General features: G+C 47.0%; 25 protein-coding genes, 1 tRNA gene and 2 pseudogenes. 8 read left to right on the forward strand and 20 right to left on the reverse strand.

Features of this window, described 5'->3' with window-relative positions; translation table 11 throughout:
- Together Q0257_RS10060 and Q0257_RS10065 are read left to right on the forward strand one after the other, a co-directional pair.
- A partial coding sequence (locus tag Q0257_RS10060) for a hypothetical protein (RefSeq protein ID WP_298024541.1) occupies positions 1–257 on the forward strand: 257 nt, incomplete at its 5' end.
- Positions 254–793, forward strand: coding sequence for a methylated-DNA--[protein]-cysteine S-methyltransferase (locus tag Q0257_RS10065; protein ID WP_298024543.1), 540 nt, complete (start codon positions 254–256; stop codon positions 791–793). The genes Q0257_RS10060 and Q0257_RS10065, both read left to right, overlap by 4 nt.
- 304 nt (positions 794–1,097) lie before the next feature.
- Here the strand turns inward: Q0257_RS10065 and Q0257_RS10070 are convergent, their stop codons facing one another.
- The 4 genes and pseudogenes from Q0257_RS10070 to Q0257_RS10080 form a co-directional block, all read right to left on the reverse strand.
- The gene (locus tag Q0257_RS10070; protein ID WP_298024545.1) at positions 1,098–1,286 is read right to left on the reverse strand and encodes a hypothetical protein; all 189 of its coding nucleotides are present in this window, start codon (positions 1,284–1,286) and stop codon (positions 1,098–1,100) included.
- Positions 1,287–1,316: 30 nt separating this feature from the next.
- Positions 1,317–1,556: pseudogene (locus Q0257_RS13115) on the reverse strand (DJ-1/PfpI family protein); the annotation flags it as partial.
- On the reverse strand, positions 1,522–1,881 hold the full coding sequence (locus Q0257_RS10075; protein ID WP_298024546.1) for a hypothetical protein: 360 nt from the start codon (positions 1,879–1,881) through the stop codon (positions 1,522–1,524). The pseudogene Q0257_RS13115 and the gene Q0257_RS10075, both read right to left, overlap by 35 nt.
- Positions 1,882–2,409: 528 nt before the next feature.
- The gene (locus Q0257_RS10080) at positions 2,410–2,667 is read right to left on the reverse strand and encodes an MGMT family protein (RefSeq protein WP_298024548.1); all 258 of its coding nucleotides are present in this window, start codon (positions 2,665–2,667) and stop codon (positions 2,410–2,412) included.
- Positions 2,668–2,926: 259 nt separating this feature from the next.
- Between Q0257_RS10080 and Q0257_RS10085 the strand changes: the two genes are divergently transcribed.
- The 6 genes and pseudogenes from Q0257_RS10085 to Q0257_RS10110 form a co-directional block, all read left to right on the forward strand.
- The gene (locus Q0257_RS10085) at positions 2,927–3,559 is read left to right on the forward strand and encodes a hypothetical protein (protein ID WP_298024550.1); all 633 of its coding nucleotides are present in this window, start codon (positions 2,927–2,929) and stop codon (positions 3,557–3,559) included.
- A gap of 12 nt (positions 3,560–3,571) precedes the next feature.
- Positions 3,572–3,916: a hypothetical protein gene (locus tag Q0257_RS10090; RefSeq protein ID WP_298024552.1), complete on the forward strand. Its 345-nt coding sequence runs from the start codon at positions 3,572–3,574 to the stop codon at positions 3,914–3,916.
- Between the two features lie 230 nt (positions 3,917–4,146).
- Complete coding sequence (gene pepE / locus Q0257_RS10095; RefSeq protein ID WP_298024554.1) at positions 4,147–4,980, forward strand: dipeptidase PepE; 834 nt, start codon at positions 4,147–4,149, stop codon at positions 4,978–4,980.
- A gap of 230 nt (positions 4,981–5,210) precedes the next feature.
- Entirely contained in the window at positions 5,211–5,420 is a 210-nt protein-coding gene (locus Q0257_RS10100) for a hypothetical protein (protein ID WP_298024556.1), read from the forward strand.
- A gap of 1 nt (position 5,421) precedes the next feature.
- A complete protein-coding gene (locus tag Q0257_RS10105; protein WP_298024558.1) occupies positions 5,422–5,727 on the forward strand; it encodes a hypothetical protein in 306 nt (101 codons plus the stop codon).
- A 444-nt stretch (positions 5,728–6,171) separates the two neighbouring features.
- Positions 6,172–6,456: pseudogene (locus Q0257_RS10110) on the forward strand (DUF4272 domain-containing protein); the annotation flags it as partial.
- Between the two features lie 6 nt (positions 6,457–6,462).
- On the opposite strand, the gene tpx reads toward Q0257_RS10110, so the two are convergent.
- From tpx to tuf, 16 genes are all read right to left on the reverse strand, one after another.
- The gene (gene tpx, locus Q0257_RS10115; protein ID WP_298024560.1) at positions 6,463–6,990 is read right to left on the reverse strand and encodes a thiol peroxidase; all 528 of its coding nucleotides are present in this window, start codon (positions 6,988–6,990) and stop codon (positions 6,463–6,465) included.
- Between the two features lie 626 nt (positions 6,991–7,616).
- Positions 7,617–9,692: an elongation factor G gene (gene fusA / locus Q0257_RS10120; protein WP_005872609.1), complete on the reverse strand. Its 2,076-nt coding sequence runs from the start codon at positions 9,690–9,692 to the stop codon at positions 7,617–7,619.
- A 9-nt stretch (positions 9,693–9,701) separates the two neighbouring features.
- A complete protein-coding gene (gene rpsG / locus Q0257_RS10125) occupies positions 9,702–10,172 on the reverse strand; it encodes a 30S ribosomal protein S7 (protein WP_177386837.1) in 471 nt (156 codons plus the stop codon).
- 69 nt (positions 10,173–10,241) lie between these two features.
- The gene (gene rpsL / locus Q0257_RS10130; RefSeq protein WP_291939381.1) at positions 10,242–10,616 is read right to left on the reverse strand and encodes a 30S ribosomal protein S12; all 375 of its coding nucleotides are present in this window, start codon (positions 10,614–10,616) and stop codon (positions 10,242–10,244) included.
- Positions 10,617–10,699: 83 nt separating this feature from the next.
- Entirely contained in the window at positions 10,700–11,089 is a 390-nt protein-coding gene (locus Q0257_RS10135) for a DoxX family protein (protein ID WP_005872615.1), read from the reverse strand.
- 35 nt (positions 11,090–11,124) lie between these two features.
- A complete protein-coding gene (gene rpoC / locus Q0257_RS10140; RefSeq protein WP_298024562.1) occupies positions 11,125–15,639 on the reverse strand; it encodes a DNA-directed RNA polymerase subunit beta' in 4,515 nt (1,504 codons plus the stop codon).
- A complete protein-coding gene (rpoB, locus tag Q0257_RS10145; RefSeq protein ID WP_298024564.1) occupies positions 15,636–19,772 on the reverse strand; it encodes a DNA-directed RNA polymerase subunit beta in 4,137 nt (1,378 codons plus the stop codon). The genes rpoC and rpoB overlap by 4 nt, the downstream gene beginning before the upstream one ends.
- A gap of 90 nt (positions 19,773–19,862) precedes the next feature.
- Positions 19,863–20,243: a 50S ribosomal protein L7/L12 gene (gene rplL, locus Q0257_RS10150; RefSeq protein WP_177386842.1), complete on the reverse strand. Its 381-nt coding sequence runs from the start codon at positions 20,241–20,243 to the stop codon at positions 19,863–19,865.
- Between the two features lie 20 nt (positions 20,244–20,263).
- Positions 20,264–20,743 (reverse strand): 50S ribosomal protein L10, encoded by a 480-nt coding sequence (gene rplJ / locus Q0257_RS10155; RefSeq protein WP_291939396.1) that lies wholly within the window; start codon positions 20,741–20,743, stop codon positions 20,264–20,266.
- A gap of 113 nt (positions 20,744–20,856) precedes the next feature.
- Positions 20,857–21,558: a 50S ribosomal protein L1 gene (gene rplA, locus Q0257_RS10160; RefSeq protein ID WP_291939398.1), complete on the reverse strand. Its 702-nt coding sequence runs from the start codon at positions 21,556–21,558 to the stop codon at positions 20,857–20,859.
- A gap of 56 nt (positions 21,559–21,614) precedes the next feature.
- On the reverse strand, positions 21,615–22,040 hold the full coding sequence (rplK, locus tag Q0257_RS10165) for a 50S ribosomal protein L11 (protein WP_005872629.1): 426 nt from the start codon (positions 22,038–22,040) through the stop codon (positions 21,615–21,617).
- Between the two features lie 20 nt (positions 22,041–22,060).
- Positions 22,061–22,591 (reverse strand): transcription termination/antitermination protein NusG, encoded by a 531-nt coding sequence (nusG, locus tag Q0257_RS10170; RefSeq protein ID WP_297949858.1) that lies wholly within the window; start codon positions 22,589–22,591, stop codon positions 22,061–22,063.
- A gap of 14 nt (positions 22,592–22,605) precedes the next feature.
- A complete protein-coding gene (gene secE, locus Q0257_RS10175) occupies positions 22,606–22,779 on the reverse strand; it encodes a preprotein translocase subunit SecE (protein ID WP_005872632.1) in 174 nt (57 codons plus the stop codon).
- A 12-nt stretch (positions 22,780–22,791) separates the two neighbouring features.
- Positions 22,792–22,867, reverse strand: a tRNA-Trp gene (locus tag Q0257_RS10180).
- Positions 22,868–22,874: 7 nt separating this feature from the next.
- Positions 22,875–23,048, reverse strand: coding sequence for a 50S ribosomal protein L33 (rpmG, locus tag Q0257_RS10185; RefSeq protein WP_005872634.1), 174 nt, complete (start codon positions 23,046–23,048; stop codon positions 22,875–22,877).
- 55 nt (positions 23,049–23,103) lie between these two features.
- Complete coding sequence (gene tuf, locus Q0257_RS10190) at positions 23,104–24,303, reverse strand: elongation factor Tu (protein WP_040304280.1); 1,200 nt, start codon at positions 24,301–24,303, stop codon at positions 23,104–23,106.
- Positions 24,304–24,350: the final 47 nt, after the last annotated feature.

Here is a 24,350-nt window from a genome sequence, read left to right on the forward strand (position 1 = left end):
TCACGCTCGCGGGCGATGAGGCGGGGCTTTGCGGGCTGTGGTTCGAGGGCGAGAAATACTACGCGCATGCCCTCGCGGCAAGCGGCGCAGACGGCAAATTCTACACGCGCGATATTGCGGCAAAAACAGATACCGCTGCGAGAGAGGGTTGCTACGAGAAAGGTCATGCGCTAGAGGCGAAAAGCGGGGCGACGATGATCTGCTCGCAAAAGAGCAGCACGCCGCGAGCAAAACACAGCGCGATATTGCGGCGTTGAAAAAGAATGATACTGCGGCAAAAGCGGCGAGCGGCGCATATGAAAAGTACAACACGCACGATTTCGCAGCAGAAGCGGAGAGCGGCACGGACGTAAAATTCTGCGCGAACGAGCAAGGCGGCTACTTCGAGGAGAAAAATCTGGCCGTTTTCGATCAAACTAGGCGCTGGCTCGATCTGTATTTTAGCGGACGCGAGCCGGGTTTTACGCCTGCTCTAAATCCCGTGGGCTCGGCGTTTAGGCGCGCCGTGTGGGAAATTTTGCTTAAAATTCCTTACGGCATAACCACGACCTACGGGCAGATCGCGCGCGAAATCGCCGCAGCGCGCGGGCTAGCGAAGATGTCCGCGCAAGCCGTGGGCGGCGCCGTAGGGCACAACGAAATCTCGATCATCATCCCCTGCCACCGCGTCATAGGCGCGCACGGCAACCTCACGGGCTATGCGGGCGGCATCGATAGAAAAATAAAGCTGCTACAGCTAGAAGGCGTCGATATGCGAGGGCTTTTCACGCCCGCGAAAGGCACCGCTTTATGAGACAACGCGGCAAAATTTGAAAGGTCGCAAAAGTGCGATAAAATTTGAATACTTAAATTTAGACGCTGCACAGCGCATCGCTTGCAAATCGAAGGCGAGCGGCGATTTTAAACGATTACACCGCGCGCAGGACGGCGATCATTAAATTTAAAGCCGAAGCGGGCACGCTTTGAAATTTTAAATTTTTCCGCCGCGTAAAAATTAAAATTTTATGCCGAGATGCCGACCTTAGCGGCGTAAAATTTACAGCGACTCTAAAAGCGTTCTAGCCGCCAGCTTGCCGAGGTTATTGGCCGCTAGCGGACTATCCGCCCGAGAGCAGGTTGCGGTCTTTGTGCACGGCGCCGTCGATACCTTCGTTTAGGATTTTCATCCCAAGTTTTGCTAGCCGCGAGCCCATATACCAACGCAGATGGCCCGGCATGTAGCCAATACCCGGCGAGGTGCGGTCAATGACGTCTGGCAGCAGCACGAGCTCGTAGCCCTCGAACAAAAACTTATCCTCGTCAAGTGCCGCGGCTAGCAGCCCGGCTGGGCCGTGGCAGATCGTGATGATGTATTTGCCCTGCTCATGAAACCATTTTAGCGCGGCCTTTGCGTCGCGACTCTCGTCAAGCCCGATCAGCGCGCCGTGACCGCCCGGGATGTAGAGCGCAAAATACTCGTCAAATCCCTTCTTTACGATATCAGCGAGCTTTTTAGGCTCTTTAAATTTAGTCGCGTAGCTCTCAAAAAAAGCCCTTGAGCCGCTCGTCCTTCGCAGGCATCGCCCAAAACTCGAATTTTACGGGATTTCCAGAGAGCGTCGCGATCTCGAAGTCCCAGCCCGCCTGCGCCAGATGATACATCGGCACGAGCGTCTCGACGGGGTGGTTGCCAGTGGAGAAAAAAGTCCCGTTGTCCATCAGCAAATACCGCTCGTCGGCCGCGATGATGAGGATTTTTTTATCGCCGTCGTATTTTTTCTCGTAATTAAAATCCGCCAGATCGCTCACGGGCGCCGTAAACTGTGACAGCGAAAACGGCGACGGGAAAAACGCGCCGCGCTCGGCGATATCGGGAGTCGGGAGTTTTGATAGTTTAGACATATTTAACCTTTCAAATGAAACTTTGCCGATTATATAGGCTTTCGTTTAATCTGAAATAAATTTTAAAATTTCGCCGCTTTTCTCCGTCTTCCGCAGAAGCCGCATTGATTTAAAATTTTTAACGCGCCGAGGGCGGATAGGTCGGCCGCCAGTTCGGCCGCTGCAAAATCTGCGATAGCCAAAAATCTACAAGCGGCGTCGAAACGGGCGCGACAAGAAAACTAATAGGCGGCGTCGCATCTGCTTAGTAAAACTGCGGCGGACTGATGCCGAGGAGCCGCTTAGTGCAGCATTTAAGCCGCCGCGCAAAAAAGATGAATTTTATCTTTTCACGCATGATGATTTGCGCCGCATCTACAAACAAATGAAGCTCGCAGGCTCTTAGCAGTCGGCAGCGCTGCCGCTACGCCGCTTAAACCTGCGCGGATCTAAAATTTTATAAATTAAAATTCCATGCCGCGGACAATTTAAAATTTTGCGCTTCAAACGATCCGTAAATTCCGTGCTTCAGGCTGCGGCGATTAGGCCTTAGCACTCCCAGCGGTGCTTTTTCATACAGACGCGCTCGCCTCTAAATTCCACGCCTTCGGCTTCTAGCAGTTTGCGATGAGCCGCAAAGCTCGCCGCCAAGGCGCCTGAGTGGTTTACGACGCGGTTACACGGGTAGTCGCCGTAGAGCTCCGCCTGCGAGAGCACGCGCCCCACTAGCCGAGAGTGAGCGGGCAGCCCGATCAGGCGCGCGATCTGTCCGTATGATGCCACCCTGCCCGCGGGGATCTCCTCCACAAGGGTAAAATTTCATAGATCAAATTTTGCGTTAAAACCATGGTACGATTATACTCTTTGGCGTTTAAATTTAGACCTAATTTTAGCCGCTTTGCAGCGCTAAATTCGATATAATTTCTAAAATTTAGCGCCGCAAAAGGAGTGAGCTGTGGACGAAAAATTTTAAGCACATATAAAAGAGCTGGACGAGAAATTTGCCGCAATCCCGGAAAATTTAAAGAAGCGATACGATAAGCATAGATTTATCAGGCGCGCGATTATGGCGTATTGGTCATCGACGTTTGCTACTTTTGATTTTTCGATGATATTGGAAACATATTTAGAGTCATTTTTTACAAATATCGGTATAAAATTATCATCTGAAATTTTTATATATATTCGTGATGTCGCGATAATAGTTTTGCCCATATGCGCGACGATCTGCTTTTTAAGATGCACTAAGACTAAGCGATACAGCAACCTTTTTATTAAGGATCAAGGGGATAGTTTTTTGGTTTTTACGATCGAAAATTTTGCCAGTATAGTTTTGATTTTATATCCGATTCTGCTTATTTTGGGGTCATTTTTCGTCGAAGATAATGACGGAGGATATGGCATTTATGCATTTTTATACGGTCTCTTAGTGGCTCCAATCTGCTTGTTAATCTTTGCGATATGCTATTTTTTCAATAAAAGCTCATATACGCCCGCGTCCGGGGCTTCAGATCTACGCAGGGAGTCCGATCTGGCGACTCAAAGCGCAAAATCCGCAGAGGAAAGACCAACCGAACTAAACGACCTGGACGCAAAATTTAAAAATTTACCGCGTAATCTAAAAAATCGCTACGACACGCATAGACTTATCAGACGCTCTAGCGTGACGTTTGTGGGCTTTATGGTTCTAGTTTCGTAGTTTGCAAGCTTTGTGAATAACGTTCTGGGTGGGCTTTTTTCTCTTGCTGCGGTGCTGATTTTGCCATATATTTTTACGCGAATTTATCTAAAGAGCTATCCTACGAAAAAATACAGCAAACTTCTCATAAAAAACCAGCGCCTTTCTTTGACGATTTTTACGATTGAAAATTTAGCCAGCGTAGCTTTGATCCTCTATCCACTTACGCTCATAATAGCGGCGCTGATCGCTAAAAATAATGAGAGGATAATAGGTCTGTTTTTGAGCGGCTCAAATGTGTTATCGCTTTGTTTTCTCGTTTTTGTAGCGTGCTATCTGTTTAATCGAAGCACTTATATTCCGAAGGACGAAGCGTAAATTTCGCTAAATTTAACCTCGTGCCGGCGCCATGAATTTCATTAAATTTAGCCGCGCTTTTAAAATTTTACGACGCGGCGTCTCGTCGAATTTCGAAATTTAATAGTTTAAAATTTTACCTTGGCGAGACCTGCGCGCAAGCGAAATTTAAACCGAATATTCAGCCCCTCTTTATATGTAAAGGAATATAATTTCAAAGTAAATACAAACTTTGATTTAAAGGAGAAAAGATGCAAAATCAAAGACGAAACCTACTAAAGGTAGCCGCTTTGGCGGCGGGCGCTGCGATGCTCAGCACGAGCGAACTAGCTGCGAGCGAAAAGGCGTTTAAGCTCTCCAAGCGCGATCATAGCAAGCAAAGAGCGCTGCTGCTCTCAAGCTCGGGCTACAAGGACACGAAGTATCTATCGCACGCGGTGGCGTGGATCGGTAAATTTGCGCAGGAAAACAATCTCGCGGGCAAAAAGATCGTTTTCATCCCTTACGCGAGCCTACGCAGAAGCTACGACGAATATGAAAAGCGCGTCAAAGAGGCGCTTGCGAGCTTAAACTTAAACATCGTCGGCGTCCATCACGCTAAAAACGCCGCGAAGGAGGTCGCGAGTGCGGATTGCATATTCGTAGGCGGCGGCAACACCTTCAAGCTCGTGCACGATATGTATGAAAACGATCTCATCGCGTTAATCAGCAAAATGGTCGAGGACGGAACGCCGTATATCGGCTGGAGCGCGGGCTCGAACGTCGCGGGCGCTACGATGATGACGACGAACGATATGCCGATCATCGAGCCTGAGTCGTTTAATACCTTCAACATCTTCCCGTACCAGATCAATCCGCACTTCATCTCGGGCAAGCCTGCGGGGCACAACGGCGAGAGCAGAGAGGAGAGGCTGGAGGAATTTTTGATCGCTAATCAAAAATCGACCGTTTATGCGATGCCGGAGGGTACGGCGTTTTGGCTTGAGGGCGAGAAGGCGACCGTGCTAGGGCCTGCTGCGGTGCTAAAGATGAACTATAAGCAAAAGGTTAAATTGATCGAGCCGGGCAGCTCGTTTAAGTATTGATCGCACCTGCTCAAATTTAACCAAGAGGTGCGCCAGACGGCACCGCTAGTTTGAATACGCGAATCGGTTAAATTTTAATTGCGGCGCTCGGCTAAATTCGGGCGCCGCTTTTAAATTTACGCGGCAAAGCGTGCTTTGCTTATGCGGACGCGGATCAAAAGATAAGCGTCGATTTAAAGCGGCGCGCGATCGCCGAAGCCATAAAGAGTAAAATTTAAAACGCAGATAAAATGCCCCACGTCCACCTTCTTATGCCGCTCGGCGATTTTATTCCGTATATCGCGGACATCCTTGCCGGCTGCGGCGGGACGGTATATGTGCAAAAAAGCGGCGGCGCTTATAGTGCCGTAAAAATCGATGCGGGCGGCCGCCGAAACTTAACCGACCTGAGGCAAAGCTTAAATTTTTTTTATTTCGTCAAAACCGCCGCAAAAGCCTGAATTGCCCGCAAAGATATTTTACTACGATCTATATCGAAGCATCATCGAAGGTACGGGCGGACGGGAGACGCAAGAAGCTGTAGAGATGATCGTACTGCGGCTCGTCGCAAAAAATCCGGGCGCAGCTATTCGGAAAATTTTCGCCGCGATCAAAAACAAACTCAAAAACGACGAAGCGATCGGTCGCGGGCTTCGCTGCGGCGCTTCTTTTTACAAAGATTATTTTTACGCGAAGCGCTGCGCGGGCGGTAAAATTTTGAAATTTGATCTGAACAACGACAAACTACCGAATATTACGACGCCGTAAACGGGCGGCATCGATAGCGCGAGCAAAGGGCGGCGTCCAAGCTAGGCGGTGTCGACAAATTTTAAAAACAGGCAATGCGAGCGGCGGGTCTAAATTTTAACGCGACTTTAAATTTATGCGGTCTGAATTTATACGGCCTCAAGGGCTTGCGGCGTAGAATTTTAACCCCAAACGGCGCGCGTGAATTTAATAAAATTTGCCTCTGAAATTTAGCAAAGTTGGCTGATAAAATTCGCCGCTAAAATTTTTCAAAGCGGCGGCTTTAAATTTAGCGGCGCGGGCGAGCCTGCGCGGCGCCGTATAAATTAGCAAGACGAGGCGCGGAATTTCCGTCCGATTTGCAAAGCTTGGGTTTGAGCTTAAATTTAAAAATCCGTCCCGTCGCCGTAAGCTGAAATTTTGCGCGATTGTTTTAAAATGCGTTTAAAATTTTAAAGAGAGCTCATGGCATTTTCAGATTTTTTCAAAAAAGGCGGCAAAAATAGCGCAAACGCCGCAAAGATCGGCAAGACCGCGCAGGAGCGCAAGGATATAAGCATCGAAATTTTAAAATCGCAGGGCGTGCCGTATATAGATCATCTGCCGCTACGGTACGAGACGAGCGAGATCACTCCGCGCGAAAAAGACGAGGTCATCGCTCGCGCGATCTGTTCGTACGCGGCGATAATGTGCGCCTGCTCGATCAGAGACGAGGGTAAGCTTGCAGACGAGGATAAGCAGGGCGTGCGGGGCTTTCTAGATAACCGCTACGGCTGCATAGGCAAGCTCACGCGCATGGAGCGCCGCGTCGTAATCGGGCTCATCTACGATGTCGTCCGTGATCTGCTTGTAGGCGATCTTGCCTGCGGCGTCCACGACGAAAACCGCGCGACACGTTAGCCCCGCAAGCGCGCCGTCCGCGATCAGCATGCCGTATGCGCGCGCAAACTCCTTATCGCGAAAGTCGCTTAGGGCGCGTAAATTTTTGATCCCCTCGGTCGAGCAGAACCTGCTCGCGGCAAACGGCAGGTCCATCGAGATCACGAAAACCTCGGTATTTTTTATGCTCGCGGCGCGCTCGTTAAATTTGCGCGTCTCGGTCGCGCACACGTCCGTATCCAGGGACGGCACGGCGATGATGACCTGTGCCTTGCCCGTGCCGCCGCCTACTTTGACCTCGCTAAGATCGGCCGCGACCAGGCTGAGCTCGGGCGCCTTATCTCCAAGCTTAAGCTCGCTGCCTGAAAGGCTAACGCTTACGCCTTGTAATTTGGTTTGTTGCATGATTTTCCTTTGTTTTGAAATATTTAAAACGGGCGCATTATAAGCCCGTGAAAGCAGGCACCTACTAAATCTGAAAACAAGCGAGCTCGGGTGTTAGCTAGGCCTATATGAACGGCGCGTAGATTGCTCGAAGATAAAATTTTACGGCGTAAAGCGGCGGTGCAATTAAAGTGCCCGAGAATACCGCGACTTAGCATAAAGCACTGGTGATTGCGATCCGATATAGGTCTATGATAGTTGCGCTCCGCCTTAAGGCTACGCCGAAGGTAAAATTTCGCCCTATTTGCGCGATCCCGCTTGCGGCGACTTCGTCCGTGAATATAAATCAAAGCGCGATAGCGCCGCACGCGCTTTATCCGCGAATGAATAAATCTCTAGTAAAATGATAGGCGCGGCATCATGGGCGCATTTTAAGTTATGCTTTGGATTTTTAAATTTAATTGAAATTTTTTGATCTAAATTTGCAATCTACAGAAATCAAAATTTATGGATTGATTTATTTGGAGCTAAAGTTCGAGTTTAAATTTCGGCTCGTAAAGCGGGTTAAATTTTAAGTGCTGTTTTAAAATTTAAGAAGCGCCGGGGTTGGCGATAAAGTTATCGCCGCGCCCTAGCGCTCGTTAAGCTTAGCCGTTGCGCTTTTTGATGATCTCTTCGCCTACGTTTTTAGGAACCTCGTCGTAGTGATCAAATTCCATCGAATAGGTCGCGCGACCCTGCGTCTGAGAGCGCAGATCGGTCGAGTAACCGAACATCTCCGAAAGCGGACAAAATGCATCGATGATCTTGTTACCGCCACGCTCGCTCATGTTATTGACCTGTCCGCGGCGCTTGTTTAGATCGCCGATGACGTCGCCCATATACTCCTCAGGGGTTTCTACCTCGACCTTCATCATAGGCTCCAAGATCACGGCACCCGCTTTTCTAGCGCCCTCTTTAAAGCCCATAGAAGCGGCGAGCTTAAACGCCATTTCGGAGCTATCGACTTCGTGGTAGCTTCCGTCATAGACCGTTACGCGCACGTCCTCGACCGGATAGCCCGCCAAAACGCCGTTTTGCATCGCCTCTTGGCAGCCCTTATCGACCGCAGGGATATATTCTTTCGGAATCGCGCCGCCTTTTATATCGTTTACGAACTCATATCCGGTGCCCGGCTCCAAAGGCTCTAGGCGCAAAAATACGTGACCGTATTGACCGCGACCGCCCGATTGCTTGGCGTATTTGTATTCCTGCTCGACCGTTTTGCGGATAGTCTCGCGATATGCGACCTGCGGTTGTCCGACCTCGGCCTCAACCTTAAATTCTCTAAGCATTCTATCTACGATAATCTCAAGGTGTAGCTCGCCCATTCCCGAAATGATAGTTTGTCCGCTCTCTTCGTCAGTCGCGACCCTAAAGCTCGGATCTTCTTGCGCCAATTTTTGAAGCGCGATACCCATTTTTTCTTGATCGGCTTTGGTTTTAGGCTCCACTGCTACGCTAATAACCGGATCAGGAAATTCCATACGTTCTAAAATTACTTTATCTTTTTCGCTAGCTAGAGTATCGCCCGTAAGGGTATCTTTCAAACCCACAACAGCGCCGATCTCGCCCGCATATAGCTCTTTGATCTCTTCGCGTTTATTTGAGTGCATTCTTAACAAGCGGCCGATGCGCTCTTTTTTGCCCTTGCCGGTATTTACGACGTAGCTGCCGCTTTCCAAAACACCGCGATAAACGCGTACAAAGGTAAGCTGACCTACGAAAGGATCGGTCATAATCTTAAATCCAAGACCCGCGAACTCGCCCTCGTCGGTAGAGCTTACGTGAACCTCGCTGCCATCCTCATACTGACCCTTAATCGCAGGCACTTCATCAGGCGCAGGTAGATAATCTACGACCGCATCTAGCAAAGGTTGCACGCCTTTATTTTTAAACGCGGTACCGCATAGCATAGGAAAAAAGCTTAGGCTTAAGCAACCTTTCTTGATGCCCTTTTTAATCTCTTCTACGCTTAGCTCTTCGCCGTTAAAATACTTCTCCATCAAAGCTTCATCAGTCTCTGCTACCGCCTCAATCATCTTGTCGCGGTACTCTTGCGCTTTTTCTCGTAGCTCGGCAGGAATTTCAACGATCTCGGGAGCAGAAGGACCCTTGCTATCATCCCAAACGAGCGCTTTCATAGTGACTAAATCGATAACGCCTTTAAAATCGTCCTCAGCGCCGATCGGAATTTGAATAGGAACAGGATGTGCTTTGAGCCTATCTTTTACCTGCTGTTCGACATTATAGAAATTTGCGCCGACGCGATCCATTTTATTTACGAAAATAATGCGCGGAACATGGTATTTATTCGCTTGACGCCAAACGGTCTCGCTTTGAGGCTGAACGCCTCCTACAGAGCAAAATACTGCTACCGCACCATCTAAAACGCGCATCGAGCGCTCGACTTCGATAGTAAAATCAACGTGACCCGGAGTGTCGATCAAATTTATCTGATGATTATTCCAAAAGCATGTGGTAGCGGCAGACGTGATCGTGATGCCGCGCTCGCGCTCTTGCTCCATCCAGTCCATCGTAGCGGCGCCCTCGTGAACCTCGCCGATCTTATGGCTCATACCGGTAAAAAATAGAATTCTTTCGCTTGTAGTCGTCTTTCCAGCATCGATGTGGGCGGCAATACCGATATTTCTAACCATATGTAAAGGGGTTTTTCTTGCCATAATGCCCTCCTACCAACGATAATGCGCGAAAGCTTTGTTGGCTTCCGCCATCTTGTAGGTGTCTTCTTTCTTTTTAAATGAAGAGCCTTTAGAATTTGCGGCGTCCATAAGCTCGTAAGCCAGGCGCTCTATCATCGTGCGTTCGCTTCTTTTTCTCGCAAAAGAGATGATCCAGCGAATAGCTAGAGCCTGCTGGCGAGCCGGCCTGACCTCGATCGGAACCTGATAAGTTGCGCCGCCTACACGACGAGATTTTACCTCCATCAAAGGCTTAACGTTATCGATGGCGTCGTTGAAAATTTCGATACCTTTTTTCTCGCCGCCTTTATTGTCGATGAAATTTAAGGCGCCGTACATAATCTCGGTAGCGACGCTCTTTTTGCCGTCGAACATAAGCGAATTAATAAATTTTGTGATTACTTTGCTGTCATAAATCGGATCAGGCATAACTTCCCTAACGGGAGCTTTTCTTCTTCTCATTTTATTCCTTCAAATTTTAAAATTTTACTCAAACTCGGCAAAATCTAGTGCCGGTCTGTTTCGGCTAAACTATTTTTTAGGTCGTTTAGCACCGTATTTTGATCTTGCAACGGTTCGTTTTGCAACGCCTGCAGTATCTAGCGCACCGCGGACGATGTGGTATTTAACGCCCGGTAGGTCCTTTACGCGACCGCCGCGAACTAGCACGATGGAGTGCTCTTGTAGATTGTGACCTTCACCGCCGATATAGCTGATGACTTCAAATCCGCTAGTAAGCCTTACTTTGGCAACTTTACGAAGCGCAGAGTTTGGCTTTTTAGGGGTCGTGGTGTAGACCTTAGTGCAAACTCCTCTTCGTTGAGGGCAATTCTTTAGCGCGGGAGACTTCGATTTCTCGGTAAGCTTCTTGCGCTCTTTTCTGACCAATTGATTTATGGTTGGCACATCTTTCCTTTCACAAAAATTTATTCAAAAAGATTTGGATTATACTTTGTTTAAACTTACAGAAACGTAAATTTAACTAAATTTTAATCTCTAATCAGTACAAACTCTCCGCCGCCGCAGATCACTAAGCAGATCGCAGCAGAAAGATACAAATATACAATTTCCAGCTCAAATCCGCCCACACCGGTAAGCGCGCTCAACGGAGTGTGTAGGACATATATTATCATGAGCACGTTTGCGATCACAAGTAGAGCGCCTATGCGGCAAAATACGCCTATGATTATCATCGCTGGCGCCAGCACCTCGCCTACGTATGCGCCGTAAGCCACTAAATCCGGAATTCCTCTAGCTACTAGCATCGATTTTACGCCGTCTATGCCGTGAGTAAGCTTAAAAATTCCGTGCATTAAAAGACAAACTCCAAGCCCCAACCTGATAAACAACAGACCGAAATTTATGTTGATCATATTCATGTTTCATCCTTTAAATTTAGTGCTTGCGCCCAAAATTATTTTTTAAGTTTAACTTCCTTGTCTTTATACAAACCGGTTCCGACCGGAATTATGCGACCTAAAATTACGTTTTCTTTCAAGTCCTCCAATCGGTCAAATTTACCCGCGATACTAGCCTCGGTTAGAACCTTCGTAGTCTCTTGGAAGGATGCCGCCGAAATGACGCTATCGCTTCCAACAGCCGCACGAGTTACGCCCAGTAGCACGGACTCAGCGATCGCAGGCTCGCCACCAATTTTCATAATGCGCTCGTTTTCTTCTCTAAATCTGCGGCGGCTAATGAGATCGCCGACGATTAGCTGAGTATCGCCGCTATCGACGATTCGGACCTGGCGGAGCATCTGAGATACGATGATCTCGATATGCTTATCGCTGATAACGACGCCTTGAGAGCGATAAACCTGTTGAATTTCGCTTATCAGATAATAATGCAGCGCCTTTTCGCCTAAAATTCTAAGCACGTCGTGCGAGCTGATAACTCCGTCGGTAAGTTTCTCGCCTGCGTGGACGAACTCGCCGTTTCGCACTTGGATCTGGCGGCTCTTATCGATTAGATACTCCGCACTCGTTCCGTCTTCGCCCTCGATTACAATGCGCTCTTTTGCACGCAATGCCTTATCAAAGCGGACGGTTCCGTCGATGTCTGCGATAATCGCAGTATTTTTTGGACGGCGCGCCTCAAATAGCTCCGATACGCGCGGCAAACCGCCGGTGATATCTTTTGATTTCGCAGCAGCCTTCGGCGTCCTAGCCAAAATATCTGCAATCGCTACCTGATCGCCCTTGTTCGTAAAAATTGCGGTCTTCGGTCCTAGATTATATTTGATAGGCTCTCCCTTGCTAGGAGTAACGACGATAGCCGGTTTGACGCCCTGAGGTAGATACTCATTGATAACCAAACGGCTTTGACCTGTAGTCTCGTCATATTGTTCCGTAGCGGTATATCCAGGCTCGATATCCTCAAAGCTGATCTTACCCTCACACTCTGCAGCTACCGGGATGGAATACGGATCCCATTCCGCAATGATCAATCGATCGTCTTTTTTAGGCTTAGCGATAAGATCTTCGCTTTTTACGACGCTATTATCATCATAGGTAATGACCGATTCGCGCGGTATATAGTGGCGGATCGCCTCTCTGCCGTTTTCATCGGAGATGACTACGTACATACCCTTCTCGCTTACGACGTGACCTTTTTTGATATCTCTTAGTCTCTCTAAATAATCGCCCTTTAGGATGAAATATTTAAGCGTACCATTTGCTCCCGCTTTGATCTTTTGAGTTACCGGCTCGCCGTCTTTAACGCGAAGTTCGCTGGCAAACGGAATTCGAGTAGGGATATTCCAGTCTTCTTTTATAACCTCTACTAAACTATCATTTTCTCCAACGGTTTCGCCGTCTTTAAATACGATGTAAAATTTTCCCTCAACTTTACCGCTTACGCCCGCAAGCTCGGTAGGTTTGGCTAGATCGTGGCGTCGGATAGTATATTTAAATTCTTCCTTCTTGCCCTTTAGCATGATATTCACATCGTCGTGAGTTATATCGATACTTACCTTACCGGTAATTGGAGCTTTGATCTTTGGCTCTACCAAAAGTACCGCAGCGTTTCTGCGGTTCATTACGATATTTTTGCCGCCGTTTTCATAGGTCTTGACGTTATAATATCTGATAAAGCCCTCTTTATCGGCGATTACTTGGCGATCTTGCTGCTCGGTAGATGCGGTACCGCCGGCGTGGAAGGTTCGTAGCGTAAGCTGCGTGCCCGGCTCGCCGATTGATTGCGCAGAGATGATACCGACCGCTTCGCCCGGTTTTACTAGCTTGCCCTCGCCCAAATTTACGCCGTAGCACTTCGCGCAAACCCCTTTTTCAGCCTTGCACGTAATAGGCGTGCGGATGCTTACGGATTTGATGCCGGCATCGACTATGGTGCGTACCTCATTAACGCCTAGAAGCGTGCCTTCGGTGAATAAAATTTCATTCGATACCGGATCAATCACATCCGAGCTTAGCACCCTACCCATAATCCTATCGGCTAGACTTTCTATTTGCGTTCCGTTTTCTACGATCTCAGTAACCTCGATACCCTCGTGCGTACCGCAATCGTGCATCGTAACTCTGACGTTTTGCGCGACGTCGATCAGCTTTCGCGTCAGATAGCCCGCGTTTGCAGTCTTAAGCGCAGTATCGGCAAGACCTTTACGCGCGCCGTGAGTCGAGATGAAATACTCATTTACGTTCAGACCCTCTCTAAAATTTGAAGTGATCGGCGTTTCGATGATCGAGCCATCCGGCTTACTCATCAGACCTCTCATACCCGCTAGCTGCTTGATCTGCTCCGCGCTACCTCGCGCGCCGCTATCGGCCATCATATAAATAGAATTAAAGCCGTCCTTATCCTTCTCCATCATCTTCATCATCTCATCGGCTAGCTTCTTGCTGGTGCTGGTCCAGATGTCGATCGTTTTATTATAGCGCTCGCCGTCGGTTAGCAAACCCGCGCCGTATTGGTTCTGAACTTCTCTGACCTGCTTTTTAGCCTCTTCTACAAGACCCGCTTTAGACTTCGGCACGATGATGTCCGAAACGGAGATCGATACACCCGCTTTAGTAGCGGATTCAAAGCCTAAATTTTTAAGATTATCCAAAAATTCCGCGCTTATCTCAAGGCCGCCGTTTTTATAGACGTAATCGACAAGCTCGGCGATATCCTTTTTCTTCATAATCTTATTCCAAAGATGATCCGGAATAAAGCTAGGCAGGATCGATTTGATGATCAAGCGGCCCGCGGTCGTAAAGATAATGCGGCGATCGATCATCGTTTTGATTTTAGCGTGGATATCTAGGGCGTTTGCCTCTACGGCGAGCATTACCTCATCGACGTTTGCAAAAATTTTATTTGTTCCTTTTGCGCCCGGCTTTTCGAGGCTTAGATAATAAATTCCTAAAACCATATCCTGGCTAGGCACCGCGACGGGTTTTCCGCTAGCAGGAAGCAAGATATTCATCGAGCTAAGCATTAAAATTTTGCATTCCGCAATCGCCTCTTGGCTAAGCGGTACATGCACAGCCATCTGATCGCCGTCGAAGTCAGCGTTGAACGCGGCGCAGACTAAAGGATGCAGCCTGATCGCCTTGCCCTCGACGAGTACCGGATGAAACGCCTGAATAGACATCTTATGAAGCGTCGGTGCGCGGTTTAGCATAACCGGGTGATCCTTTACGACCTCCTCCAAGCACTCCCAAACTTCATTGATCCTATTTTCAATCATCTTTTTAGCCTGCTTAACGGTCGTTGCATAGCCCTTCTCTTGAAGGCGAGCGATTAGATGCGGCTTGAATAACTCAAGCGCCATCGTCTTAGGCAGACCGCACTGATCCATGCGTAAATTTGGACCTACGACGATGACGGAGCGGCCCGAAAAATCCACGCGCTTGCCGAGTAAATTTTGACGGAAGCGGCCCTGCTTACCTTTAATGATCTCGCTTAGAGATTTAAGCGGTCGCTTATTAGCGCCCTTCACGGCATTGGCGCGACGTCCATTGTCAAAAAGCGCGTCCACCGCCTCTTGAAGCATTCGTTTTTCATTGCGGATGATGATCTCGGGCGCGTCGAGCTCCATCAGCCTTTTAAGTCTAGAATTTCGATTTATGACGCGTCGATATAGATCGTTTACGTCCGAAACCGCAAATTTTCCGCCTTCAAGGCTTACAAGCGGGCGTAGATCGGCAGGTAGTACGGGAAGATTTGTAATCATCATCCACTCGGGCTTATTGCCGGAATTTAAAAAGCTCTCGACGACCTTTAGACGCTTGACGATAGTTTTTTTCTTCGCTTCGGAGTTTGTGTTAGCCATCTCCTCCTTCAAAGAATTTAAAATTTCAACTAAATCAAGCTCAGCTAGCATATCGCGGATTACCTGACCGCCCATTTTAGCGACGAAGCCCGTCTGCGAAAAGCGTTCTTTTAGGCTCTGATACTGCTCTTCGTTTAAAACGTCGTATTTCTCGACCTTTTTGGAATTTTCGTTGTCGTAAAATGCCTCGCCTGCACTTTCCACGATATACGCCTCATAGTAAAGCACGCGCTCGAGATCTTTCATCTTGATGTTTAGCAGCGTACCTATGCGACTAGGCAAGGAATTTACGTACCAAATATGCGCCACCGGCGTTACTAACTCAATATGCCCCATTCTAGTACGGCGAACCTTCGAGCTCGTGATCTCGACGCCGCACTTTTCGCACTTCCAGCCTTTGTAGCGCATCTTTTTATACTTGCCGCAGATGCACTCATAGTCTCTTACGGGGCCGAAAATTTTAGCGCAAAATAGACCGTCGCGCTCCGGCTTGAGCGTGCGGTAGTTAATAGTCTCGGGCTTTTTGACCTCGCCGTGGCTCCAAGCCTTGATCTGCTCGGGACTAGCAAGCCTGATTGCAAACGCGTCGAAGTCGTGGACTCTGGCGTCCTCTTTTATTTCTATTCTTTCTAAATTTGAATTATCGCTCATTTATTCTCTCCATTCTCGTAAATTTCAACGTCTAGAGCAAGCGATTTAAGCTCGTTTGTTAAAACAAAAAATGTCTCAGGAATTCCGGTAGACGGAACGTTTTCGCCTTTTGTTAGCGCCTTATACGCAGCCAAGCGTCCGTCGACGTCGTCGGATTTGATCGTTAGCATCTCGCGAAGCGTGTATGCCGCGCCGTATGCCTCCAGAGCCCAAACTTCCATCTCTCCAAATCTTTGACCGCCGAATAGCGCCTTGCCGCCGACCGGCTGCTGCGTGACTAGGCTGTAAGGACCTGTACTTCTTGCGTGAACCTTCTCGTCGACTAGGTGGTGCAGCTTAAGATAATACATGCAGCCCACGTTTACGCGCTCTTTGATCTTTTCGCCGGTGCGACCGTCGTAAAGCTCGGTCTTGCCGTCCTGATCGATGCCCGCCATTTCAAATAGCTTTTTGAAATCCTCCGGCACAATGCCTTCGAATATCGGAGCGGAAAATCTAACGCCCTTAGCCCAGTCTCTAGCGTATTTCAAAAGATCTTCGTCGCTGATCTTCTCAAGCGTTTTTTTAGCCTGCATTAGCTTGGAAACGCCCGCTATCTCTATCATCTTTGCGCGAAGGGTTTTTATCCATTCGCCCGTTTTCTCCTCTAAAATTTTAGCGATCTGCTCTCCTAAGCGCCAGCCCACAAGACCTAAGTGGCTCTCCATTATCTGACCGATATTCATACGACTTGGAACGCCGAGAGGATTTAGCACGATATCCACGCGCTGTCCGCTAGGCAGATACGGCATATCGACCTCAGGGACGATATTTGAAACGATGCCCTTATTTCCGTGGCGACCCGCCATCTTATCGCCCACTTTTAGCTTGCGCTTGGTAGCGATATAGACCTTTACGAGCTTAACGACGCCGCTTGGCAAGATATCGTCTTTTTCTAAAATTTCGATCTTTTCGTCATGCTCCTCTTTGAGCTTGCGCTTCTCGTTTTGGAAATGGTTTTTTAGCTCTTCGTATTCCTTCTGAACAGCTTTAGAATAAGCCTTAACGAAGGAATTTAACGTAAAGCGGTTGGAGCTTTCAAGCTCCTCTTTTTTAACCTTATCGCCCTTTTTATAATCTTTTTTATTTAGGCTTTGATCGCTTTGCAAAGCGCTTTTAGAAAGAAGCGCCACTACCTTTAGCATCTCTTCGCGATCAAGCATCAAAAGCCTATCGTGATGCTCCCTTTCGAGCTCGGTTTTTTCATCTTCATAGGCTTTGTTCGTGCGTGGATCCTTCTCGTAGCCCTTTTTGGTAAAAATTTTAACGTCGATTACCACGCCTTCCATAGAGGCGGTCGCGTAGAGAGATTTATTTACCACATGTCCCGCCTTCTCGCCAAAAATTGCGCGCAAAAGCCTCTCTTCAGGCGTCGGTTTAACCTCGCCCTTCGGAGTTACCTTGCCTACCAAGATCATGCCCGGCTTGACGTGAGTACCGATCTTTACGATACCGCTATCATCGAGGTGGGTAAGCTCCTCCTCTTTGATATTAGGAATGTCGCGCGTGATCTCCTCCACGCCGTCTTTAAGCTCTCTAGCCTCGATCTCTTTTTCATAAACATGCACGCTGGTGTATTCGTCGGCACGAATCATCTTTTCGCTCATGACTACGGCGTCCTCGTAATTGTAGCCATGCCACGGCATGAAAGCTATAAGAGCGTTTTTACCGATCGCAAGCTCGCCGCCGTCCATGCTAGGACCGTCGGCTATGATTTGACCTGCCTTTATCACGTCGCCTTTTCGCACAATAGGGCGCTGTGAAAAGGTAGTGTTTTGGTTAGTGCGTAAATTTTTCTCCATCGAGTAGTGATCGATAAACGGACCTTTTTCGTCCTCGCCCAAAATGAATATATTTTTATTATCGACCTTCTCTACGACGCCGTCGCGACCGGCTTTGATCGCTTCCCACGAATCGCGCGCAATGACCGCTTCCATACCCGTTCCTACGATAGGAGCGGTAGAGTGCAGAAGCGGCACGGCTTGGCGCTGCATATTTGAGCCCATCAAGGCGCGGTTAGCATCGTCGTGTTCCAAAAACGGAATCAGCGATGCCGCTACGCCCGCGACCATACCGGAGCAAAGGTCTATCAGCGAAATATCCTCGCGCTTGGCCATGATGTTTTCGCCGTCTTTTCTAACCTCCAAAAGCTCCTCTACGATATTGCCCTCTTCGTCCAATTTAGCGGACGCAGGAGCGATTACGAGCCCCTCTTCCTGCGTAGCGGTAAGATAGACGATCTCGTCGATGACCTTGCCGTTTACGACCTTTTTATACGGAGCCTCGACAAAGCCCAGATCATTTACCTTCGCATAGGTCGCTAGGGTGTTAATAAGACCGATGTTTTGACCCTCAGGGGTCTCGATAGGGCAAATTCTACCGTAGTGCGTAGGATGGACGTCGCGCACCTCAAAGCCGGCGCGCTCTTTAACTAAACCGCCCTCGCCCAGCGCAGATAGACGACGCTTATGCGTAACCTCGCTAAGCGGGTTGGTCTGATCCATAAACTGGCTTAGCTGGCCGCCGGTGAAAAATTCCATAAGCGTAGTGGTGATGATTTTAGGATTTACGAAATCATACGGCATAAGCTCGTCTAAATTTCCGCTAATGCCGGTAAATTTATCTTTGATCGCCTTTTGAACCTTGATAAATCCAAGGTGCATCTCGTTTGCCAAAAGCTCTCCGATCGAGCGGATGCGGCGATTGCCGAGATTATCGCGATCGTCGATGAAGCCGTCGCCGTTTTTAACTCTAATTAAATATTTCGCCGTCTTGATAATATCCTCGCTGGTTAGCACGGTTACGTACTCCGGCGCCTCGATGCCTAGTTTGTGATTCATCTTCATACGGCCGACTTTAGTTAGATCGTAGCGCTCCGGATTAAAAAACAGATCGTTTACGAAGCTCTTTGCCGCTTCTTTTACCACCGGCTCGCCCGGGCGCATAACCTTGTAAATTCTAATCGCTGCCAGATCGTTCTCGTCGTCTATGCCCTCACTTTGTTGTAAGAGCTTAAGCGCGTCTGCATCTTGAATAAAAGAATTTATGATTGAAGTATCTACGCCGCTAGCTAGGTCGTTAGCGATCGTAAATTTTTTCTCGGTGTTAGCGATCTTGGCTAGCTTGCCCTCATCTAGCGCAGTTAGCGAATCAAAAAGTACTTCGCCGCTATTTTTATCGACGATGGCATCGGCCAGGTAGCGCTCGGCTAAAATTTCAGCCGGATACTCGATGAGCTTTAGTCCGTCCTCTGCTAACTTCTCCGCTTTTTTGACCGTTAGGCGTTTGCTTGCTTGATGAAGCACCTCGCCCTTTTCGTTTATAATGTCGTAATCGAGCCTGCCCGCGTATTCTTTAGGATCGAAATCGGTCAGGAATTTTCCTTTTTTAATATAGATCGTCTTAATAGGATAAAATAATTTTATTATGTCTTGTTTTTTGTAACCGAGTGCGCGAAATAGGATCGTGATCGGAACCTTGCGCCTTTTATTTATGCGCACGTATAATACGTCTTTTACGTCGTATTCGAAGTATAGCCAGCTGCCGCGATCCGGTATTATTTGAGCGGTGTAGATGAGTTTATTTAAAACCGTAGGGCTCTCTTCCTCTTTGAAGATTACGCCCGGGCTTCTGTGCAGCTGATTTACGACGACGCGCTCTACGCCGTTAATGATAAATGAAATTCTATCGGTCATTAGAGGAATGTCGCGAATGAATATATCTTGCTCTTTGATCTCTTTTACGCCGATTTTTTTGCCTGTCTTTTCATCACGCTCATGCACTAGCAAACGGAGCTTCATCTTTAAATTTACCGAATAAGTAAGCCCTCTTTCCATGCATTCTCTAATCGAATACTTTGGCTTTGAAATTTCGCTACTTACATACTCGATACTTAGTCTATTCTGTGCATCGTGGATAGGAAAAATGGCTTTGAAAACCTTCTCTATGCCGCTTTCTCCATCCGAGTTATCAAGATTTAAAAAATGATCAAAACTTTTCTTTTGTAGTTGTAATAAATTCGGAATTTCGATGTCTTTGGGAACCTTTGAAAAATCCACCCTAAGACGATTTCCTGAATATAGGCTGTTTAACATTCCACTACCTCGTAGTTGTATTTTAAAGAAAGAAGTGCCGATGCGACGCACCGGCACACATTTGTATGCGAAATTTTAAAATTCCGCGATTTATTTGAGTTCGACTTTAGCGCCTGCTTCTTCAAGCTCTTTTTTGGCCTTCTCGGCATCTTCTTTGTTAAGTCCCTCTTTAAGAACGGACGGAGTAGCCTCGGTAGCGTCTTTGGCTTCTTTTAAACCAAGACCTGTTAGGGCGCGAACAACCTTAATTACGTTGATTTTCTTGTCACCCGCATCAAGCAATACGACGTCGAATTCCGTTTTCTCTTCAGCCGCTGCCGCACCTGCGCCGCCTGCACCTGCGCCGCCAGCCACCATAACCGGAGCTGCGCTTACGCCGAATTTTTCTTCGAATTCTTTAACTAACTCGCTAAGCTCTAGCACCGAAAGATTAGAGATATACTCTAAAACATCTTCTTTTGAAATTGCCATTTTATTCTCCTAAATTTTAATTAAGCGCTAGCTTCTTTTTTCTGCTTAAGCGCATTTAAGCCGATCGTAAAATTTTGGATCGGCGCATTCCATACTTGAAGTAGCATCGCGATAAGCTCGTCTCTCGAAGGCATCTTCGAAAGCGCTCTAACCTTATCTATGCCGGCTACTTCCCCATCGATATGAGCGGTCTTAAGCTTAAAAATTTCATTTTTCTCTTCAAATTTAGCCGCTACTTTACATACAGAAAGCTGCTCGCCCCATAAGAAGATATTGGTATCTTTAAAGCTAAGTCCATTTTTTTCGGCATTTTTTAAAGCGATATTGGCTAGAGTATTTTTGATAACCCGAACCTTTACGCCCGCTTCACGCGCGCTATTTCTAAGATCTTCAAGCTGCTTAACGCTAAGGCCTTTAAAATCGGAAATTACTATAGCTTCGCTAGCTTTGAAAGCCTCGCCAAGCTCCGCTACTATCTTTGATTTTTCGTCTCTCGTCATTAGGTCTCCTTTCCGATCGGTGATTTCAAGCCAAGCGATCGAAATTTTAAAATTTCGATCAATTAAGTTAAAAACCTTGAGCTATCTCCAATCTAAGATAAAAATTTAAAATTTTATTTTAAATCGATTATTTCTTGATTATCCAGCGTAACCGCAGGACTCATAGTAAGTGAAAGCGATGCATGAGTTACGTATCTGCCCTTCGCAGTCGCTGGCTTATGCTTATTTATGGTTTTAATAAACGTCGTAAGATTGTCTAAAAGCTGCTCTTTGCTAAAGCTAGCCTTGCCAAGGCCTGCGTGGATATTTCCCTGCTTATCGACGCGGAAATTTACCTGTCCACCCTTAGCATTTTTAACGGCCTGAGCGACATCCATAGTAACGGTACCGGTTTTAGGGTTCGGCATAACGCCTTTTGGACCAAGAATACGACCTACCTTACCGACTAGTCCCATTAAATTTGGAGTGGCGATAAGAACGTCGAAATTTATATTTCCTTTTTGAATCTCTTCGATCAGATCATCGGCGCCCACGATATCGGCACCCGCTTCGCTAGCCTCGCTAGCTTTTGCGTCCTTTGCAATCACGGCTACTCGAACGCTCTTGCCTGTACCGGCAGGTAAAACGACCGAGCCGCGCACCATCTGATCGGCATGTCTTGGATCTACGTTTAGTTTAAGAGCGATCTCCACCGTCTCGTCAAATTTAGCAGAAGCTAGAGTTTTTACTGTGCTTACCGCTTCGTCTACACTATAAATTTTATTTACGTCAACTTTTTTTAAAAGTTCGTTGAATCTTTTTGAATTTTTTGGCATATATTTCTCCGCAATTAAAGTGCTACCGCTTTTTTAAACCTTAGCGGTCAAAAGGTCTAGTCAGTGACCGTAATACCCATAGAACGAGCCGAACCCGCTATAATCCTAGCAGCCTGCTCTCTATCTTTGGTATTCAGATCGGCGATCTTTTTCTCGACGATCTCTAAAACTTGAGCCTTAGTTAAGGATGCTACCTTCTTTTTAAGAGGATTGTCCGAACCCTTATCTATCTTCGCCGCTTTTTTGATCAAATCCGTCGCAGGCGGTTGTTTAGTGATGAAAGTAAAGCTTTTATCGGCATAAACCGTGATGATAACAGGGATATTAAAGCCCGCCATATCTTTGGTTCGCTCGTTAAACGCTTTGCAAAATTCCATAATATTAACGCCCTTTTGACCTAGTGCAGGACCTACCGGCGGGCTTGGATTTGCTTTTGCGGCCGCTATTTGCAGCTTGATTTCGCCAACAACTTTCTTAGCCATAAATTTACTCCTTATAAAATTTAAATAATCTTTTCAACTTGCGAGTATGAAATTTCAATCGGCGTGCTTCGTCCGAAGATCGAAACATTGAGGCGAAGCTTGCCATGGATCATATCATACTCTTCTACGATGCCGTTGAAATTAGCAAAAGGCCCATCGACGATCCTAACCGTCTCGCCCTCATCAAAATTAATCTTGGGCTTAGGAGCCTCGCGATTATTAATCTTTTCTAGAATTATTTCGATATCTTTTTCCGGTAACGCAGAGGGCTTCTTAGCCTCGCCGATAAAGCGACTAACCTTAGGTAGCATCTGAATTCTATGCCATAAAGTGGTATCCAGATCTAAATTTGCAAAGCAATATCCTGGATATAAGCTACGCTCTTTAATGGTTTGCTTTGTATTTTTGACCTCTATAACATCTTCGGTAGGCACTAGCACTTCGCCGATCTTAGCCTCAAGTGCTTCATCTTGCTTTAGAGCTTCTATTGCACGCTTTACCGCCATCTCGCTGCCAGCGTAAGTTTGTATCGCATACCATTTATTTGCCATATTACGATCCTTACTTAGGCCGTTATCAAAGCGGACATAATCAGATCCACTAGCGCTAAAAACAGTGCGATAACTACGACTACGACTACTACAGAGATATATGCTGTTTTAGTCTGATCTTTAGTCGGGAAAATTACCTTATCTAACTCTACTTTTGCTTGTTTATAATACTCTTTTACTTTTTCCATACCCAATCCTCGTGGCAGGGCAAGAGGGATTCGAACCCCCAACCATCGGATTTGGAATCCGGCGCTCTACCGTTGGAGCTATTGCCCTATAACAATTAGCCTTTTAACTTTACTTCTTTATGAAGCGTGTGCTTTTTTAATCTAGGGCAATATTTTTTAAGTTCTAGTTTTTCGGTCGTAGTTTTGCTATTTTTATAAGTAGTATAGTTAATATCGCCACTTTCGGAGCATTTTAATCCGACCTTTACTCTACTTGAATTCTTTGCCATTTGGTTTCCTTGAATAAAAAAGCAAGCGGAATTTTAAAATTCCGCTTGCAAAAAATTAAGCGATGATTTTCGAAACGACGCCTGAACCTACGGTGTGACCGCCTTCGCGAATCGCGAAGCGAGTACCTTGCTCAAGAGCAATCGGAGCAATTAGCTCAACGGTAATTTTAACGTTGTCGCCAGGCATTACCATCTCGGTTCCCTCAGGAAGAGTAATCGAACCGGTAACATCTGTCGTACGAACGTAAAACTGCGGTCTATAATTATTAAAGAATGGAGTATGGCGTCCGCCCTCTTCTTTAGTTAGGATATAAACCTCGCCCTCAAATTTAGTATGAGGAGTGATCGATTTAGGTTTGCATAGAACCATACCGCGCTCTACTTCCTCTTTCTTAGTACCGCGCAATAAAACACCTACGTTATCGCCGGCTTCACCTTGGTCCATCTCTTTTCTAAACATCTCAACGCCGGTAACGGTAGTAGTTTGAGTAGGTTTAATACCTACGATCTCGATAGTATCGCCAACTTTAACTATACCTTTTTCGATTCTACCGGTTACAACGGTACCGCGACCGGAAATCGAGAAAATATCTTCGATCGGAAGAAGGAAATCTTTATCAGTATCGCGAACAGGAGTTGGAATATAGCTATCAACCGCGTCCATAAGCTCCATAATCTTTGCAGACCATTCGCCATCTTGTCCGGCTTTGGCTTCCTCAAGAGCCTTAAGAGCAGAGCCTTTAATGATTGGAGTCTCGTCACCAGGGAATTTATACTCTTTTAAAAGATCTCTAACTTCCTCTTCAACTAGCTCTAAAAGATCTGGATCATCGACCATATCGGTTTTGTTTAGAAAAACTACGATATAAGGAACGCCTACTTGGCGAGAAAGCAAGATATGCTCGCGAGTTTGAGGCATAGGACCATCTGCAGCGGAAACAACTAAAATAGCTCCGTCCATCTGAGCCGCGCCGGTAATCATATTTTTTACGTAGTCGGCGTGACCAGGGCAGTCAACGTGAGCATAGTGACGTTTCTCGGTCTCATATTCGATGTGAGACGTAGCGATAGTAATACCGCGCTCTTTTTCCTCTGGAGCGTTATCGATATTGTCGTAGTCTTTTAGCTCGGCTAGACCCTTCCTGGAAAGAACAGCAGAAATAGCAGCTGTCAAAGTAGTCTTACCATGGTCAACGTGACCGATGGTACCAATGTTTACGTGTGGCTTGTTACGATTAAATTTTTCTTTAGCCATCATATCCTCCGTTATTGATTTGTGGATTACACAACAAACTAAGCGAC

This window comes from uncultured Campylobacter sp. (assembly GCF_938018035.1).
GTDB lineage: Bacteria > Campylobacterota > Campylobacteria > Campylobacterales > Campylobacteraceae > Campylobacter_B.

Coding starts and splice junctions, on each gene's coding strand:
- Q0257_RS10075 (WP_298024546.1), bottom strand. CDS start 1,881: ATGTCTAAACTATCAAAACTCCCGACTCCCGATATCGCCGAGCGCGGC.
- Q0257_RS10085 (WP_298024550.1), top strand. CDS start 2,927: ATGGCGTATTGGTCATCGACGTTTGCTACTTTTGATTTTTCGATGATA.
- pepE (WP_298024554.1), top strand. CDS start 4,147: ATGCAAAATCAAAGACGAAACCTACTAAAGGTAGCCGCTTTGGCGGCG.
- Q0257_RS10100 (WP_298024556.1), top strand. CDS start 5,211: ATGCCCCACGTCCACCTTCTTATGCCGCTCGGCGATTTTATTCCGTAT.
- tpx (WP_298024560.1), bottom strand. CDS start 6,990: ATGCAACAAACCAAATTACAAGGCGTAAGCGTTAGCCTTTCAGGCAGC.
- fusA (WP_005872609.1), bottom strand. CDS start 9,692: ATGGCAAGAAAAACCCCTTTACATATGGTTAGAAATATCGGTATTGCC.
- rpsG (WP_177386837.1), bottom strand. CDS start 10,172: ATGAGAAGAAGAAAAGCTCCCGTTAGGGAAGTTATGCCTGATCCGATT.
- Q0257_RS10135 (WP_005872615.1), bottom strand. CDS start 11,089: ATGAATATGATCAACATAAATTTCGGTCTGTTGTTTATCAGGTTGGGG.
- rpoC (WP_298024562.1), bottom strand. CDS start 15,639: ATGAGCGATAATTCAAATTTAGAAAGAATAGAAATAAAAGAGGACGCC.
- rpoB (WP_298024564.1), bottom strand. CDS start 19,772: ATGTTAAACAGCCTATATTCAGGAAATCGTCTTAGGGTGGATTTTTCA.
- rplL (WP_177386842.1), bottom strand. CDS start 20,243: ATGGCAATTTCAAAAGAAGATGTTTTAGAGTATATCTCTAATCTTTCG.
- rplJ (WP_291939396.1), bottom strand. CDS start 20,743: ATGACGAGAGACGAAAAATCAAAGATAGTAGCGGAGCTTGGCGAGGCT.
- rplA (WP_291939398.1), bottom strand. CDS start 21,558: ATGCCAAAAAATTCAAAAAGATTCAACGAACTTTTAAAAAAAGTTGAC.
- rplK (WP_005872629.1), bottom strand. CDS start 22,040: ATGGCTAAGAAAGTTGTTGGCGAAATCAAGCTGCAAATAGCGGCCGCA.
- nusG (WP_297949858.1), bottom strand. CDS start 22,591: ATGGCAAATAAATGGTATGCGATACAAACTTACGCTGGCAGCGAGATG.
- secE (WP_005872632.1), bottom strand. CDS start 22,779: ATGGAAAAAGTAAAAGAGTATTATAAACAAGCAAAAGTAGAGTTAGAT.
- rpmG (WP_005872634.1), bottom strand. CDS start 23,048: ATGGCAAAGAATTCAAGTAGAGTAAAGGTCGGATTAAAATGCTCCGAA.
- tuf (WP_040304280.1), bottom strand. CDS start 24,303: ATGGCTAAAGAAAAATTTAATCGTAACAAGCCACACGTAAACATTGGT.